Source organism: Paenibacillus albidus (genome assembly GCF_014644435.1).
Taxonomy (GTDB): domain Bacteria; phylum Bacillota; class Bacilli; order Paenibacillales; family Paenibacillaceae; genus Paenibacillus_AQ; species Paenibacillus_AQ albidus.
Genome location: NZ_BMKR01000057.1, coordinates 1 through 17,165 on the forward strand (window position 1 = coordinate 1; position 17,165 = coordinate 17,165).

Sequence of the window (17,165 nt, forward strand, 5' to 3'; positions counted from 1 at the left end):
CTCATGTTCCTTATTTTACTAGATTCCTACGAATTGTACAGTTTGCGTACAGGCCCTAGTCTGACGAAAGGCAGAGGCCTCCGGCAGCTACTTGACTATACAGCAGAATGTTTTAATCTAATGTTATGACAGCGCTACCACGATGGGGGGTCCAGTATGCTCAGAAATTCCAATGTTTTTCGCAGATTTTTAATCTCCTATGTGGTCATTCTAATCATTCCCAGCATTGGCGGCTACATGTCCTATCTTACGTCGATCTCCGTAACCCAATCTATTTCCATTGAGAACAGTGTTACCCAGCTGCAGAAAAGCCAGGAAATCCTGGAACGGCGGATGGCGGAGGTGGAAGGCTTCACCAGACAGCTGGCTGTGAATCAGGAATTGAACGTGCTGATGAACGAAAGAGATGATGAAACGAATGTATACGGAATCTGGAGAACCATGAGAAATGTGCTGACCTTTGGCCAGACCAATGATTTTCTGCAAAATTATTATATCTACCTTGCCAACTACAATCTTGTTCTGACCCCCGGCTCCTCCTACAGGCCGGATCATTACTATGAAACTTTTCATTATAGGGATCTTTCGTTCGCTGCCTGGAACAAGGAAATCTTACAAAAGACCCACCGCAGTGAAATCAAACCGCTCAGCGCTTTTGTGAACAAAGGAACAGATACCTCTGTGATTACCTACATGCAATCCCTGCCTCTGGACAGCTTTAACGGGTTCTCGCCGGCTGTTGCTGTCGTAATCATTGACGAGAAAATAATAACCAGCCTATTGTCGGGCCTGACCGGACGTTACGGCGGTTGGGCTCATATCAGCGATGCCGAAGGAAACACTATTGCCCTGCAGGGCAGCGGTGAACCGGCAATGTCGAAGCTGGCTGCCGATCCGGATTTTGATTCCATGAAGGTCAGCCAGTTCTATCAGGATGGTTTGGTGATCACCACGCGTTCCGGCAAGAACGGTTGGGTATACCGGGCAGGGATTCCGCGGCACGCTTTGCTTGAGAACGCCAACCGGATTAAATACGTATCCTGGCTGATTACCGGCGGCACGCTTTGTATAGGTCTGATTGTGGGGCTTGTACTGGCATACAGGAACAGTGCTCCGATCAACCGAATGATCGGGGTCATGAAGGAGCAATTCGGCAAGGAAGCAACGGGGGAGCACAATGAGTTTGACTTTTTAAGCGGTAACATCGCCAATATGATCACCAAAAACAAGCTGCTGGAGACCGAACTTCACCGCCAGCTGCCTCTGGTCAGAGATGCTTTTCTTAAACGGCTGATCGCCGGCGAGTTCGAGTCAAAGGATGAGATTGTCTCCGCCGCCCTGCAAGCCGACATCAGTCTGAATAAGGGGGCCGGCTATGCCGGGATTATTCAAATCAACGGTTATTCGGGTATGGACAGCGTAGAAATCCTGAATGAGCTGAACGCGTCCCGTCTGCTGCTGAAGCAGGCTCTCGCTGAGCTTGGAGGGAATATTCCCATGACCGATATGGGCTCCGACAAGATTGTTGTCCTTTTCTTCATGGAAAGCGGAGCGCATTCGGAGCATGAACAAGAGTCTATCACTCAAATTATCGGAAAGCTGGGGCAATATGTCCTCAGCGAGTACCGGATTACGATACAAGCGGGCTGCGGAAATTTCTTTGCGGCAGTCACCGAGGTCAGCCGTTCCTTTGAACAGGCCAAGCAAGCACTGGAGTATGCCGTCCATCTGAACAAAAAAGGGGTGATGTGGAATCATGAAGTACAGAATGAGAACACGTCCTATTATTATCCGCTGGACACCGAGCAACGTCTGATCAGCACCATCCGTGCAGGTGAGCTTGAAGAGGCCCGGCGAATGGTCGGCTCCATCATGATGCAGAATATGGATCTGCGTGAACTGTCCATTGAAATGAAACATCAGCTGGTCGGAGAGCTGAAAGGAACTTTCCTTAAGCTGCTGGATCAGAAGGCTTTTATGGAGTCGCCTGTTTTTGAATGTGTGAAGAAGAAGGTGATGGACATTGGATCTGCGGAACCGCTTGAAACGATCCAGGCCGAATTTAACAGTATTATGGAAGAGCTTTGCGGATTCATCACCCATAAAAAGAAAGATACGCATATCCGGCTCGTCCAGCAGATTAAGCAATACACCTCTGAAATGTATATGGATCCCGAGCTTACCTTGTACCGGGTGGCTGAACAGGTGGAGCGGCCGGAAAAGTACATTTCCCAATTGTTCAAGGAAGTCACAGGCGTTAATTTCTCTGACTATTTGGTCAAAGTTAGAATGGACCAGGCTGTGCTTCTGTTACAGAAGAGCGGGTATACGGTGGATGAGATTGCAGGGCGGGTAGGGTACAACAGCTCACATTCCTTCAGAAGGGCCTTCAAACGGCTGACCGGCATCTCCCCCAGCACATACCGGCAATCCCACGGTGATTAAATCATTTACAATCAGGCGGCAGCTTTGTCCCTTTTGGGAGAGTGCCGCCTTTTTCTCACCTTCAGGCATCAGCAGCGGAATAATGGCCTCCTGCTTGAGTTTTTGCCCCCTGAAACACGGTCAATTGTACGCTGAACCGCTCAAATGTACCTATCTTTGGGACAAGCAAATCCACTATGATCAACTCGTAGAAAGCGCTATCACGAATGACAGACAGTGTACAGAGGGGGAGTTGTTCTGGAAAGACAAATCATCTTAAACAAGAAAGTTGTGCCACGACGAAAAGGCCACGGCCTTGTCCAAACGGCCCGCAGGAATATCATGAAGCATTGGCAGCTTCATTTGCTGGTCATTCCGCCTTTGCTGTTTTTCCTCATCTTCAAGTACTACCCGATGTTGAATGCCGTCCTTGCCTTCAAGGATTACAACGTCATTAAGGGGATATGGGGCAGCCCCTGGGTCGGGTTGGATAATTTCCGGCTGTTCTTTGAGAATCCGCTGTTCTGGACGCTGGTCAAGAACACTCTGCTGCTCAGCGGGTATTTGCTGCTGGCCGGATTTCCGATACCGATTGTCCTTGCGCTCATGATCAATGAAGTGCGGGGAGGGAGCTTTAAGCGGTTCGTGCAGCTGGTATCTTTTGCTCCGTACTTTATTTCAACGGTCGTAATGGTGTCCATTATCATGCTGTTTTTGGCACCCCGGCTGGGATTCGCCAATATTGCCCTGAATTTCTTCGGGCTTCAATCTGTCAACTTCCTGGGTGATCCCGGCATGTTCCGTTCGATCTATGTCTGGTCCGACATTTGGCAGACTGCAGGCTACAGCGCCGTGATCTATTTGGCCGCACTTGCCGGTATAGATCCAACCCTGTATGAAGCGGCCAAAGTGGATGGGGCATCGCGTTTTCAAAAAATCCGACACGTCGATCTGCCGGGAATTGTGCCAACCATCGTGATCATCCTGATTTTAAATGTCGGCAATGTGATGGCGATCGGCTTTGAGAAGGTCTATCTGCTGCAGAATCCGCTGAATATTGCCAATTCCGAGATCATTGCAACCTATGTCTACCGGGTCGGCTTGCTGAATGCCAACTATAGCTTTGCTACGGCGGTTGGTTTGTTCAATTCCGTCATCAATCTCATCTTATTGGTCACGGTGAATGGATTCGCCAAGAGAATGACCAACAACAGCATCTGGTAGGAAAGGAGTTTCTCATGGCAGCAGCTCAGAAAAAGATTAAAGAATCCGCCGGCGACAGATTGTTTTTAGTAGTGGTGTATATCCTGCTGGGTCTCGTGGCCCTCGCCGTGATTTATCCGCTGATTTTTATTGTCTCCAGCTCGATCAGCAGCCCGGCAGCGGTCACCTCCGGCCGGGTCTGGCTTTGGCCCGTTGATATTTCGTTCAAAGGCTTCGAGATTTTGCTCAGCACCCCCGAGATTATTTCAGGTTACGGCAACTCGATCTTCTATACGGCAGCCGGCACGCTTATCAGCGTAATGCTCACGGTCATGATTGCCTATCCGTTGTCACGCAAAGCATTTTTTGGACGCAATGCACTGATGATGATCATCACCTTCACGATGATTTTTAGCGGAGGGCTGATTCCTACTTACATGGTTGTGAAGCAGCTGCACATGATTGACACCAGATGGGCATTGCTGATTCCCAATGCCATCTGGGTATGGCAGGTGATCATCGCCAGGTCTTTTTTTCAATCCTCGATACCGGAAGAATTGCTGGAGGCCAGCGAAATGGATGGATGCAGTGATATGCGGTTTATATGGAGCGTTGTGCTCCCGTTGTCAAAGCCCATTCTCGCCGTGCTGGTGCTGATGTATGCCGTCGGTCAATGGAATGCTTATTTCGATGCTCTGATCTATCTGAAATCGGCGGATCTGTTCCCGCTCCAGTTAGTATTAAGAAGCATCATCATCCAGAATAACAGCTCCGGCACGATGGATGCCATGAAAATGGTAGAACGGCAGCAGCTCGCCGAGCTGTTGAAATACGCCCTCATTGTTGTAGCGACCCTGCCTGTGCTCGTCATTTATCCGTTTGTGCAGCGCTATTTTGTACAGGGGATGCTGGTGGGCTCCGTCAAGGGTTAGCCTTTAGCGCAGCGTCCTGAAAGGGGGGATACATTGCCGTATTGCCGCAGGAGTCTTATCTTACCCGCCTATACCACAAAAGGGAGTGATCTATTTTGAAAAAAAGCATGATCCATTTGTTGATGCTGGCAATGGTGCTTACCGCTGTACTCAGCGGATGCGCGAATAAAAATACAGACAGTCCGCAGGACGCCCAGCCGGGGAATACAGAAGCAGGCACACAACCGGTCGAAATCAGTGTTTTTGCCGTGCAGGAATCAGGAATCGATATCCCGACCAATAAATTCACCAAATTTATTGAAGACAAATTCAATATCAAATTCAACTGGCAGCTTAATCCGTCAGACGGGGCGAAGGAGAAGCGCCAAATCTCGCTGGCGAGCGGCGATTATCCCGATGCGTATCTGCTTACCCCATATATTGACCAGTTCTCCCAGGCGGATGTGCTGAAGTACGGGAAACAGGGTGTACTCCTCCCGCTGAACGACTTGATTGACGAATATGCGCCCAACATTAAAGCCGCGATGGAACAACACCCGGATTTGCGGACGCTTAACACAGCGCCGGACGGCAATATTTATGGTCTGGCAGCATACGCAGAATGCTTTCACTGCTCCTATCCGAACAAAATGTGGATCAATACGAAATGGCTGGATAAATTGAAGCTGGAAATGCCGAAAACGACGGAGGAGTTCAAAAAGGTGCTGGAAGCCTTCAAAACGTTGGACCCGAACGGCAACGGCAAGGCGGATGAACTGCCGCTCAGCGGCTCAATAGAGGAATTTGGTGTCCGGATTATTCCTTTTCTTATGAACGCTTTCGTCTATGACGATGACCGGAATTATCTCAACATGAAGGACGGCAAAGTAGAGTCGGCTGCGATCAAACCGGAATGGAAGGAAGGCCTCGCTTACGTCAAGTCTCTATATGATGCCGGGCTGATTGACTCGGGCGCATTTACGCAAAATGCAGAAGCCTTCAAAAAAATCGGCGAGAATGCGGATGCGGAAATCCTGGGTGCGGGAGCTGGGATGCACCCGGCTATATTCATCAACATTGATCCCGGAAATACACGTTCGGCTGACTATAATCCGCTGCCTCCGCTTACCGGTCCCAAGGGCGCATCTTTTGCAACCCATGATTCGGGAGGCGTGAATCCCGGAGCCAAATTTGTCATTACGAACAAAGCGAGCAAGGAAGCGCAGATTGCCCTGATCCAAATGGCTGATTATATGTATACCACAGAAGGACAAACGAATGGTGCCAGCGGGTTGAAGGGCATTGACTGGACGGATGCTGCGGAGGGGGATGTGGCGCTCGGTGAAGGTATTAAGGCGCTGATCAAACCTATTCCGATGGCCGAAGGCGAGTCCCCGCGCAACGCCGGCTGGAGTGGAATGGCCCATTTCTACATGCCCAAGGAATACAGGGACATGTTCGTCCAGGCTACCGACATTTATGAATCCAGCGGTTATGAACGCAGACTCTACAATGCAACACTCCTGTATGAAGGCCATGAGCCGGAGGAGCTGTTCCCGGTCTGGTCGGTCTGGATTGATCCGGGTGAGACCGATGAAGCAAGCATTCTGCAAACGAACATTCGGAACTATATTGAACAGAACGCGCTTCAGTTCATAACCGGCAACCAGGATTTGGAGAAGGACTGGGATGCCTACGTAAAAGGTCTGCAGAACTTGAAGCTTGACCGTTACCTGGAAATTCTGCAAAAGGCGTATGACGCTTCACAGAAATAAGGGAGGCAGATTGATGGACGATTTGAAATTATGGTATTTAAGCCCTGCTGCAAGCTGGTCACAGGGGCTTCCTGTCGGTAATGGAAGAATAGGCGCCGTAGTCAGCGCAGCTCCGGACCGTGAGGTGTGGAGTATGAATGAAGTAACCTTCTGGTCCGGCCAAGCGGAGGCCGTACCCGGTCCGATGGCTGGCAAGGCTGAGCTGCAGCGGATGCGCGAACGTTTCTTCGCGGGCGATTATGCCGGCGGCGACCGGCTGGCCAAACAGTACCTGCAGCCCAAAAAGCAGAATTACGGGACGCATCTGGGGCTCTGCGAGGTGGTGCTCGCTTTTGAAGAGCAAGACTGGCAGGCGGAGGAGGGACCTCCTTTCAGACGTGAACTGGATTTGAGACAGGCGATAACCTCGTCTGTCTCCGGGACAGCCGGGAAGCGGCAGCTCCGCGAAGTTTTTGCTTCCCATGCCGATGATCTGGTGGCATCCAGGATCTGGAGCGAAGTGCCGGGCGGGGTATCGTTCACGCTTGGCCTTGAGGGTGGAGCGGGGGCTTTCGCCGTCACAGGCACCGAGGATACGCTCGAATTCAAAGCCCAGGCTCTGGAGCGTGTCCACAGTGACGGCACTTGCGGGGTATGGGCGCAAGGGACAATCAAGATAGCCGCCCATGGCGGCACCATCCGCTGCGAGGAGGACCGCTTGCTGGTGTCCGGGGCTGACGAAGCCTGGATTTACTTTATGGTTAGCACCGATTACCGCCGTGATGACGAGGACTGGATGACAGAAAGTGCGCGCAGGCTGGAGGAGGCTGTTGCTAAAGGTTATGCAGGCCTGAGAGCCGGCCATATCAAGGATTACCGCCGTGAGTTTGACAAAGTGCAAATTCACCTTGGTTCCGCACAGCGTGAGGAGCTGCCGACGGACATTCGTATCCGGCAGCTCCGGCAAGGTCAAGGTTCCGATCCGCAGATGTTTGCGCTGTTTTTCCAGTACGGGCGTTATTTGATGATCGCGGGGTCCCGTGGAGACTCGCCGTTGCCGCTGCATCTGCAGGGGATCTGGAATGACGGTGAAGCATGCCGGATGGGCTGGAGCTGTGACTATCATCTGGATATCAACACTCAAATGAATTATTACCCGGCCGAGATTACGAATCTGGGGGACAGCCATCTTCCATTAATGCGGTATATCGGGGAGCTGTCGCAGGCAGGCCGGACAACAGCCCGTGATTTTTATGGCAGCAAGGGCTGGGTCGCCCATGTTTTCTCCAATGTCTGGGGGTTTACGGCCCCGGGCTGGGAGACTTCGTGGGGACTTAATGTCACTGGCGGACTCTGGATTGCCTGCCATCTCATTGAGCATTACGAATACTCCTGTGACCGTGATTTTCTGGAGGTACAGGCTTACCCTGTGTTAAAAGAGGCCGCCTTGTTCTTCCTGGATTACATGACCGTTCACCCGGTGTACGGCTGGCTGGTAACCGGCCCCTCCAATTCGCCGGAGAATTCGTTTTTTCCGGGCGGACGTAATGAAGACGCCCAGCAGCTGTCCATGGGTACCACCCTGGACCAGGTTCTGGTGCGTGAGCTGTTTGAGTTCTGCCGGAAAGCTGCAGGGCTGCTGAACAAGGATCAGGAGCTTCAGCAGACTCTTGAAGAGGCTATAGCCAAGCTGCCTCCGCTAAGGATCGGCAGAAAGGGGCAGGTGCAGGAATGGCTGGAGGATGTTGAGGAGGCCCAGCCTGAGCATCGGCATTTGTCCCATTTATACGCGCTTTATCCCGCCGCCCAGATTACGCCGGACCGGACGCCTGAACTCAGTGCAGCCGCCCGGGTGACCTTGGAAAACCGCATGCTGCAGGATGAACTGGAAGATGTTGAGTTCACAGCCGTGCTTTTCAGCCTTTATTTTGCGAGGCTGCATGACGGGGAAAAGGCCTATAGGCACATCGCCCATCTGATCGGTGAATTGTGCTTTGATAATCTGTTCTCCTATTCCAAGTCGGGGATAGCCGGAGCAGAGAGCAATATCTTTGTAATTGACGGGAATTTCGGAGGAACTGCCGCCATCGCGGAAATGCTGCTGCAAAGTCATGCGGAGGAGTTGCATTTGCTGCCGGCGCTTCCCCAGGCCTGGGCGGAAGGCTCTGTAACGGGACTCCGGGTGAAGGGGAATGCAGAAGTGGACATAGTCTGGAAAGAGGGTAAACTGGCTGAAGCTGCGCTTCGTGCCTTCTCCCCGGGAACCCTGACCGTCCGCTGTGGAGCGCACCGGACAACGTTCCAGGCCGAAGCAGGCGCAAGCTACCACTTCGATGCCTGCTTGAGGATGTCACAGCCCTAAACAGCCGCAACCCCATCGGAGATTGACATAAATATCCCCACTGGCTATACTGGAAATGTTAAAAAGCATATCGGATAAAACGTTGATGAAATGGAGTAAGCCGGAAATTGGCTTCCGCAGAGAACGGGTTCCTGGACGAGAAGGTTCGTACTGGCTGCGAGAACCCGGAAGACAAGCTGGCCGAAAGCTGATTTCGGAGTGTGAGGACAAGCTCACCGGGGGCTCCCGTTAACAGCCGCGACAAGGCGATCGTCTGCAGCTGTCCGCGTATATAGCGGATCAAGGCGATAACCAGGGTGGTACCGCGAGTTTAATCGTCCCTGAATTTATTCAGGGGCGTTTTTGTGCGTTCCTAGCAGGGATGCAAATTTAAAGATGAGACGGGAGCTGTACATGATGAAAGCAAGTGAAATCCGTTCCAAATGGCTAGAGTTTTTCGAGAGTAAAGGGCACCGCATCGAGCCCAGCGCTTCGCTGGTTCCGCACAATGATCCTTCGCTGCTGTGGATCAATGCAGGGATGGCGCCGCTGAAGGCATATTTCGACGGGCGGGAGATTCCGGAGAATCCTAGACTGACCAACTCGCAGAAATGCATCCGCACCAATGATATCGAGAACGTAGGGAAGACGCGCCGTCATCATACTTTTTTTGAGATGCTCGGCAACTTCTCCATCGGCGACTATTTCAAGGAAGAAGCGATCACCTGGGCCTGGGAGTTCCTGACGGGCAAGGAGTGGATCGGCTTTGAGCCGGACCGCATCTCCGTAACGGTGTATGCCGAGGACGAAGAAGCTTTTAAACTGTGGAATGAAAAAGTGGGTCTGCCGGCAGAACGCATCATTAAGCTCGGGGATGAGAATTTCTGGGATATCGGCGAAGGCCCTTGCGGCCCTTGCTCGGAGATCTTCTATGACCGCGGCGAAGCCTACGGCAGTGATATGAGTGATCCGGAGATGTATCCGGGCGGGGAGAATGAGCGCTGGCTCGAAGTGTGGAACCTCGTGTTCTCGCAGTTCAACCATAACAAGGACGGCAGCTATACGCCGCTTCCGAACAAAAACATTGATACCGGCGCAGGTCTGGAGCGTTTCGCCTCCATCCTCCAGGATGTGGATTCCAACTTCGATACGGATCTGTTCCAGCCGATTATTCAGCGTACGGCCAAGCTTGCCGGAGTTACGTACAAGGACAGCCTGGAGCAGGACATTGCGCTCAAAGTTATTGCTGATCACGTGCGTACCGTTACGTTTGCGGTAGGGGACGGCGTACTTCCTTCCAATGAAGGCCGGGGGTACATTATCCGCCGCCTGCTGCGCCGTGCGGTGCGTTTCGGCAAGAACCTGGGTCTGGATCGTCCGTTCCTGCATGAATTGACAGAGACGGTTGGCGAGATTATGGGTGTGTATTATCCATCCGTGGTGGAGAACCGTGAATATATTGCGAAGATCATCCGTACGGAAGAGGAACGGTTCCATGAGACGTTGTCGGATGGTCTGGCCATCCTGGGCGAGATCAGCAGCAAAGCCAAAGCGGACGGCCAAAGCGCCATCGCGGGTGCCGATGCGTTCAAGCTGTATGACACCTACGGATTCCCGTTTGACCTTACCGAGGATTTTGCCGCTGAGCAGGGACTGACGGTTGACCGTGAAGGCTTCGACAATGCGATGCAGGAGCAGCGTGACCGTGCCAGAGAGGCACGCAAGGACGGCGGCAGCATGAAGATTCAGGGAGGGGCACTTTCCGAACTGACGGTTAAAAGTGAATTTGTTGGTTATAATGACTCCGTAGCAGAGTCCAAAATAGTGGCCATAGTGGTTGATAATGCCCTTGCAGACAGCGTAAGTGAAGGCACCGAATGCCAGGTAGTGCTGGAAACCACACCCTTCTACGCCGAGAGCGGCGGGCAAGTCAGCGATACGGGCGTCCTGACCGGCGGTTCCGTAACAGCGAAAGTCACCGGATTGTTCAAAGCGCCGCATGGCCAGCATGTACACATCGTTACTGTAGAAGCCGGAGAACTGCGGGTGGGCGATACCGTCCGCGCCGAAGTGGACCGTGCCCAGCGTGAGGATATCGTCAAGAATCATACGGCGACCCACTTGCTGCACAAAGCGCTGAAGGAAGTGCTGGGCGGCCATGTCAACCAGGCTGGTTCTTTGGTGGAAGGTGCACGGCTGCGCTTTGACTTCTCGCATTTCGGTGCCATTACGCCGGAAGAGCTTAGCGATATCGAGCACCGGGTCAACGCGCAGATCTGGCGGGGTTTGGATGTAGTGATTGAGAACAAGCCTATTGATGAAGCCAAAGCAATGGGGGCCATGGCACTGTTTGGCGAGAAATACGGCAATATCGTACGCGTCGTACAGGTCGGCGACTACAGTCTGGAGCTGTGCGGCGGCTGTCACGTCAATAACACCTCGCAGATCGGCATCTTCAAGCTGCTCAGCGAGAGTGGAATCGGCTCCGGCGTACGCCGGATCGAGGCGGTCACTGGACGTTATGCCTACCAGTTCACGGAGAGCCAGCTTGACCTGCTTAAGCAATCTGCAGGGCTGCTGAAGTCTTCGCTGAACGATGTGCCTAAGCGTATTGAAGCGCTCCATGGCCAGGTGCGCGAGCTGTCGCGCGAGAATGAATCGCTGCAATCTAAGCTGAGCGCTACCTTTGCCGCCGAGCTTACCGGGAATGTGAAGACGGTGGGCGCTGCTGGGACACAGCTGCTGGCTGTTGAAGTGCAAGCCGGGAATATGGATGCACTTCGCTCCACAGCGGATGAGCTGAAAGCGAAGCTGCCGGATGCCGTGCTGGTGCTGGGTGCAGCAATGGACGACAAGGTGAATTTCGTAGTGGCTGTTCCGCAGGAGCTGGTCAAGAAGGGTTTCCATGCCGGCAAGCTGGTCAAAGAGATCGCTGCGGTCTGCGGCGGCGGGGGCGGCGGGCGTCCGGATATGGCGCAAGCCGGCGGCAAGGATGCCTCCAAGCTGGGCGAGGCGCTGGCCAAGGCTGAGGAGCTGGTAGCTGCCCAGGCGTAAGCCTGGCAGGTTCTAACAGCAAGAGCTGCCTTCTGATGCAGGCAGCATGAGCCAGGCAGAGGCTGGATTTGCAATGAAAACACAGCGGTACTGAGAGTCTTCTCTCAGTACCGCTGCTTTTTAAGCAGGATTGTCCAAATTTCACGGAAATACGCGATTGACAATAGCTCAAAAGCCAAAAATCCACTTATATTTGTGGACAAAATGCCAAAAAAAGCGTTATTTTAGGGCAGGATTTCCTCGTTGGGCTATGAATATGTTATGATGAAGACAGCAAGTAAATTTATGCAGCAGCAACTTTGCAAAGCCGCCTCACAAAGGCGATTTTGCAGTAAGGAAGGTGTCACAAATGGACTCCATGGACAAAACGGTTAAATTCAATGTGAAGGGCGATGAGAAGGAAGCTTCTTCCCAGGAAATACTGCTTGCAGTATACGATGCCCTGGTGGAGAAAGAGTACCATCCGATCAACCAGATCGTAGGGTATCTTCTTTCCGGAGATCCGGCTTACATTCCGCGCCACAACAATGCGAGAAGTTTGGTCCGGAGAAAAGAACGTGATGAGCTGATTGAAGAATTGGTCCGTTTCTATCTGGCTAATCATAGGGTGGATCATCCTAAATGAAGAAGCTGGGTCTGGACTACGGCGACCGGAGAATCGGAGTCGCCACAAGTGACATTTTCGGATGGACCGCACAAGCACTGGAGACGATTGAACGCCGGGGTAACGGCAATGAATTTGAACGTATCCGGGAGCTTGTCAAAGAGCATGAGATTGGCGAGATTGTTGTGGGTCTGCCGAAGAATATGAACGGTTCAGTAGGACCCCGCGGCGACATCTGCGTAGAATTCGCAGAGCAGCTGCGGGAGCAGTTGGAACTGCCCGTACACCTTTGGGATGAGCGTCTGACGACGGTATCCGCTGAGCGGGTGCTGATTGAAGGGGACGTCAGCCGGAAGAAACGCAAGGGGCTGGTCGATAAGATGGCCGCCGCTCTGATTTTGCAAAATTTTTTGGATGCTAACAGTAAAAGGTGAGGGGTGCATTGCATTGACAAACGAGCAGATTGGCCAAGAAGAAGAGCCGGAAATCATTTATATTCCTGATGAGGAAGGCAACGAGGAAGAATTCGAGGTCATTATGAAGTTTGAGGTGGACGGTTCGGATGCCAAGTATATGATGGTGGTTCCACTGGACTCCGAGGATGAAGAGACCGATGAGGTCTATGCATTCCGTTACGAGGAAGACGGTGATGATCTGCAGCTGTTCATGATCGAGAATGACGAGGAGTGGGCGATTGTCGAAGAGACCTTCAACACCCTGGTCGACGAGCTGGACGGAGGAGCGGAGAATGGCTGATCGATCCGCTGATCAGGTGGTATGGACATCCAAGCTTAAAGATGCCTATGGAGAAACAGTCGAACTGGAAGATGAGCAAGGCAAGTCTTCCGTTTACAATATTATTGCGGAGTTTGAGGTCGGGGACCATGGTTACGCGGTGCTCGGTGCCTCCGGCAAAGGCGCTGAGCATGAGATTCTGCGCATTGTAGTTTCTCCTGACGGTATTCCTGAGCTGGAGAGCATTATGGATGATGAAGAGTGGGAAGATATTTCTGAGCTGTATGACGAGCTCACGTTTCCCGGTGACGATGTGAAGTAAGAACCGTACATGTACGTTACATTTAGGGCTGGCAAGGAGAGGGCGGATTATTCCGCGCTCTTTTTGCTTGATTTACGGGTAAGGATGAACAGGGTGTTGCTTTCTCCTAAAATATATGTTGAATTTAAGACCATACAATTCTATACTTTATAGTCGGAAAGTGAGGAGTCTTAACTTGAAATCGGCAATCCGCACCGTCCTTATTGTTATTCTTTTGCTGGCGGCAGCAGGAGGGGGAGGGGCATGGTATATCTGGAACGGAATGTTGCCAGTAGCGCCGGCAGGACCGGCTGTTACTTTTACGATAGAAAAAGGTATGGGGAGCGGGGAGATCGCCGACCTGCTTGAAGATAAGGGCATTATCCGCAACAGTCTTTTTTTCAAGGGATATCTGAAATGGACGAAAGAAGGCGCAAGCTTCAAGGCGGGAACCTATAACGCAAGCCCGGGTGAAACTTACGACCAGCTGATCGCCCGCCTGAATCAAGGCGACGTTATCGAAGAAGAGACAGTGGTCTTCACGATTCCGGAAGGTTTTACCGCAAAGCAGATTGTGGGCAAGCTCGCTGCTGCCTGGGGCCGGGAGCCGGCCGAGTTCCAGCGCCTGATTGATACCGGCGAGGGCTTGCAGGCGATGGATGCACTGGGCATTCCGCAGGAAGACAAGCTTCGCCACCGTCTGGAGGGGTATCTGTTTCCCGAGACGTATGAGCTCGTGAAGGACAGCACGCCGCAGGAAGTTGTGGAAGCGATGCTGGGACAACTGGAGAAGAAGCTGGACTCGATTCCGGATTGGCAGCAAAAGCTCAAGGAACGCGGCTTGACACTGCATCAGCTGTTGACCGTAGCATCGCTTGTGGAGCGTGAGGTCGTGGTGGACAGTGAACGGGCACTTGTGGCCGGCGTGATTTACAACCGGCTGGATAAGGGACAGAAGCTGGAGATTGATGCCACGGTGCAATATCTGCTCGATAAGCAAAAAGAGAGATTATATCATAAAGACTTGGAAGTAGAGAGTCCTTATAATACCTACAAGAATCCCGGCCTGCCTCCGGGACCGATCAGCAGTCCGGGTCTGAAGTCCATCCAGGCTGCGCTGGAACCGGAAGCTTCGGAGTATTTCTTCTATGTGACCAAAAAGGACGGCACCCAGGGCCATTTGTTCGCCGCAACCTATAAGGAACATTTAGCCAATATCGAAAAAAGCAAACAAACGGCACAATAAACGATTAAGATTAAGAGTGTCCTGGCCTTAAGGTCAGGGCAGTAGGAGGCTATACCATGAATAACAAACCAGAGCTGCTGGCGACGGCGGCTTCTCTGGAAGAAGCAGGCGTATTGCTGGACGCCGGAGCGGATGCGCTGCTCATTGGAGATGACCGGTTCGGCATGAGACTGGCAGGACATTTCTCCCTGGAGGATACAGCGGCTGTCTTGAAGATGGCTCATGCACGGGGCTGCAAAGTCTATGCCGGCCTTGGAGGCATTATGTCCAACGACCAGCTGGAGGGGCTTCCCGGCTATGTCAAAGCGCTGGGCGAGCTTGGCATTGACGGCATCGAGTTCGGTGATCCTGCCGTGCTGGCAGCTGTGAAGCAGCAGGCCCCTGGTCTGAAGCTGCACTGGAACGCAGAAATGACCTCCACCAATTACGCTACAGCCAACTATTGGGGACGCAAGGGAGCTTCCCGGGTAGTTCTGGCGCGTGAGCTGAATATGGAAGAGATTACGGAAATGGTGCCGCTGCTGGAGATGGAGGCACAGGTTCAGGTTCACGGCATGACGAATATTTATCACTCCAAGCGCAAGCTTGTTGCAAGCTATATGTCACATCAGGGCCGTCCGAGCGATGGCGGAAGCCTGGGCAAGGAACGCGGGCTGTTTCTGATTGAAGCAGAACGCCAGGATGAGAAGTTTCCCATCTATGAAGATGAGAACGGGACACACATTATGAGCTCCGATGATATTTGTATTCTGGAGGATCTTCATATTCTGATGGAGGCGGGTGTGCAGAGCTTCAAGATTGAAGGGCTGCTCAAACCGGCTGTCTACAATGCGGCTGTTGTCAGAGCTTACCGCACTGCGATTGATGCGTTTGCCGCAGACAGAGAGCAATATGCCTTTGATGAAAGCTGGCTGGAAGAGGTTAGAGCTCTGCAGGACCCTGAGCGCGAGTTGTCGTTCGGATTTTTCTATAAAGAACAAGTGTATTGAATGGAGGAGGAGAACAGGAATGAGTACCATAACCAAGCCGCAGTTTAAAGGCAAACGTTACCGTCTGGACAAACCGGAGCTCCTGGCTCCGGCAGGAAATCTGGAGAAACTGAAATTCGCCGTGCATTATGGTGCGGACGCCGTCTATATTGGGGGCCAGAAATACGGTCTGCGCTCGGGAGCGGACAACTTCAGCTTTGAAGAAATGCGCGAAGGTGTGGAATTCGCCAAAAAGTATGGTGCCAAGGTGTTTGTCGCTACGAACATTTATGCTCACAATGAAGATATCGCCGGGATTGAAGAATACCTGCGCAACCTATATGAAGTTGGAATCTCTGCCATTATTGTGGCTGACCCTGTTATTGTGGATACAGCACTGCGGGTAGTCCCGGGTCTGGAAGTGCATCTTAGCACGCAGCAATCTACACTGAACTGGCAGGCGGTGTCTTTCTGGAAGGAAGAAGGGCTGCCGCGTGTGGTACTCGGCCGGGAAACAAGTCTGGAAGAGATCGCCGAGATCAAAAAACATGTTGATATTGAAATTGAAAGCTTCATTCACGGGGCGATGTGTTCCTCTTATTCGGGACGCTGCACACTCTCCAACCATTTCACAGACCGTGACTCCAACCGCGGGGGCTGCTGCCAATCCTGCCGCTGGAAATACGATTTGTTCGAGGATGCCCGGCCGGAAGGTCCTTGGGTATCGGAGGAGGAGCAGGCCGAGGCCGCGAAATCACCGGAACGGCTGCTGCCGGGCGTGACCCAGCTTCCGCTCTATCAGCCGGAGGATAATCCGTTTACGATGGGTTCGAAGGATCTGTGCATGCTGGAGAGCATTCCCGATCTGATTGAAGTCGGAATTGACAGCTTCAAGATTGAGGGCCGGATGAAATCGATCCACTATGTAGCTACCGTAGTTAATGCTTATCGCCAAGCCATTGATTCCTACATGGCCGACCCGGAAGGGTATGTGCTGAAGCCCGAATGGCTGGATGAGCTGAATAAAGCCGCTAACCGCCCGCTGAATACCGGATTTTTCTACGATACGCCCGATCATGAGGATCATATTTATGAGCCGGAAGAAAAAGCGGCACCGTACGATTTTGCCGGCCTGGTTCTGGAGTATGACGCAGAGACCGGGATGGCGCTGATTCAGCAGCGCAACCACTTTAAACCGGGACAGGAAGTGGAGTTCTTTGGACCCAATAACACGTTCTTCAAACAGGCGGTTGGAGAACTCTGGGATGAGGAAGGGAACCCGCTGGATGCTGCCCGTCATCCGCTGCAGCGTGTGCGTCTGAAGGTGGACCAGCCCGTTGCCTATTTCGATATGATGCGGAAAAGAAAATCCTAATCCGATGGACTAGCCAAAATAGCAGAAAGCCTCTCTTGGGAAAGAGAGCTTCCTGCTATTTTTTTTGCAAAAAAAGATCGAAATTAGGCAAATAGTTATAAAAATTTACGGAAAATTTACAAATGATCTAAGTGAAACAGGTCATTGTGCCGATATATAAGTCAAATAGCGCTTACATAGGTCTTTCTAATCTAACTGGCAGGTGATCGTAATGGGAGCTCCTCAACAGGAGAGCAACAGGGAGAAGCA

The 17,165-nt window shown here is 52.2% G+C and carries 14 protein-coding genes; 13 read left to right on the forward strand and 1 reads right to left on the reverse strand.

The window, feature by feature from the left end:
* The first annotated feature begins 156 nt into the window (after positions 1-156).
* The 5 genes from IEY53_RS32870 to IEY53_RS32890 all read left to right on the forward strand — a co-directional run bounded on the left by IEY53_RS32870 (position 157) and on the right by IEY53_RS32890 (position 8,654).
* Positions 157-2,445: a helix-turn-helix domain-containing protein gene (locus IEY53_RS32870; protein WP_189032309.1), complete on the forward strand. Its 2,289-nt coding sequence runs from the start codon at positions 157-159 to the stop codon at positions 2,443-2,445.
* Positions 2,446-2,766: 321 nt separating this feature from the next.
* A complete protein-coding gene (locus IEY53_RS32875; RefSeq protein WP_189032332.1) occupies positions 2,767-3,648 on the forward strand; it encodes an ABC transporter permease in 882 nt (293 codons plus the stop codon).
* A 14-nt stretch (positions 3,649-3,662) separates the two neighbouring features.
* Entirely contained in the window at positions 3,663-4,559 is an 897-nt protein-coding gene (locus IEY53_RS32880; RefSeq protein WP_189032311.1) for a carbohydrate ABC transporter permease, read from the forward strand.
* A gap of 95 nt (positions 4,560-4,654) precedes the next feature.
* Entirely contained in the window at positions 4,655-6,313 is a 1,659-nt protein-coding gene (locus IEY53_RS32885) for an ABC transporter substrate-binding protein (protein WP_229696480.1), read from the forward strand.
* Between the two features lie 13 nt (positions 6,314-6,326).
* A complete protein-coding gene (locus IEY53_RS32890) occupies positions 6,327-8,654 on the forward strand; it encodes a glycoside hydrolase family 95 protein (RefSeq protein WP_189032313.1) in 2,328 nt (775 codons plus the stop codon).
* Positions 8,655-8,712: 58 nt separating this feature from the next.
* Here IEY53_RS32890 and IEY53_RS32895 read toward each other — a convergent pair whose 3' ends face one another.
* Entirely contained in the window at positions 8,713-8,937 is a 225-nt protein-coding gene (locus tag IEY53_RS32895) for a hypothetical protein (protein ID WP_189032315.1), read from the reverse strand.
* Positions 8,938-9,050: 113 nt separating this feature from the next.
* Here IEY53_RS32895 and alaS point away from each other — a divergent pair, with 113 nt between their 5' ends.
* From alaS to IEY53_RS32935, 8 genes are all read left to right on the forward strand, one after another.
* Positions 9,051-11,687, forward strand: coding sequence for an alanine--tRNA ligase (gene alaS / locus IEY53_RS32900; RefSeq protein WP_189032317.1), 2,637 nt, complete (start codon positions 9,051-9,053; stop codon positions 11,685-11,687).
* A gap of 349 nt (positions 11,688-12,036) precedes the next feature.
* Positions 12,037-12,312 (forward strand): IreB family regulatory phosphoprotein, encoded by a 276-nt coding sequence (locus tag IEY53_RS32905; RefSeq protein ID WP_189032318.1) that lies wholly within the window; start codon positions 12,037-12,039, stop codon positions 12,310-12,312.
* Positions 12,309-12,725 (forward strand): Holliday junction resolvase RuvX, encoded by a 417-nt coding sequence (gene ruvX, locus IEY53_RS32910; protein WP_189032319.1) that lies wholly within the window; start codon positions 12,309-12,311, stop codon positions 12,723-12,725. Before IEY53_RS32905 ends, ruvX begins: the two co-directional genes overlap by 4 nt.
* A gap of 13 nt (positions 12,726-12,738) precedes the next feature.
* On the forward strand, positions 12,739-13,047 hold the full coding sequence (locus IEY53_RS32915; protein ID WP_189032320.1) for a DUF1292 domain-containing protein: 309 nt from the start codon (positions 12,739-12,741) through the stop codon (positions 13,045-13,047).
* Positions 13,040-13,348, forward strand: coding sequence for a DUF1292 domain-containing protein (locus IEY53_RS32920; RefSeq protein ID WP_189032321.1), 309 nt, complete (start codon positions 13,040-13,042; stop codon positions 13,346-13,348). The genes IEY53_RS32915 and IEY53_RS32920 overlap by 8 nt, the downstream gene beginning before the upstream one ends.
* A 175-nt stretch (positions 13,349-13,523) precedes the next feature.
* Positions 13,524-14,573 (forward strand): endolytic transglycosylase MltG, encoded by a 1,050-nt coding sequence (gene mltG / locus IEY53_RS32925; RefSeq protein ID WP_229696481.1) that lies wholly within the window; start codon positions 13,524-13,526, stop codon positions 14,571-14,573.
* A gap of 56 nt (positions 14,574-14,629) precedes the next feature.
* A complete protein-coding gene (locus IEY53_RS32930; RefSeq protein ID WP_189032323.1) occupies positions 14,630-15,562 on the forward strand; it encodes a peptidase U32 family protein in 933 nt (310 codons plus the stop codon).
* 19 nt (positions 15,563-15,581) lie between these two features.
* Positions 15,582-16,916, forward strand: coding sequence for a peptidase U32 family protein (locus IEY53_RS32935; protein WP_189032325.1), 1,335 nt, complete (start codon positions 15,582-15,584; stop codon positions 16,914-16,916).
* Positions 16,917-17,165 lie beyond the last annotated feature (249 nt).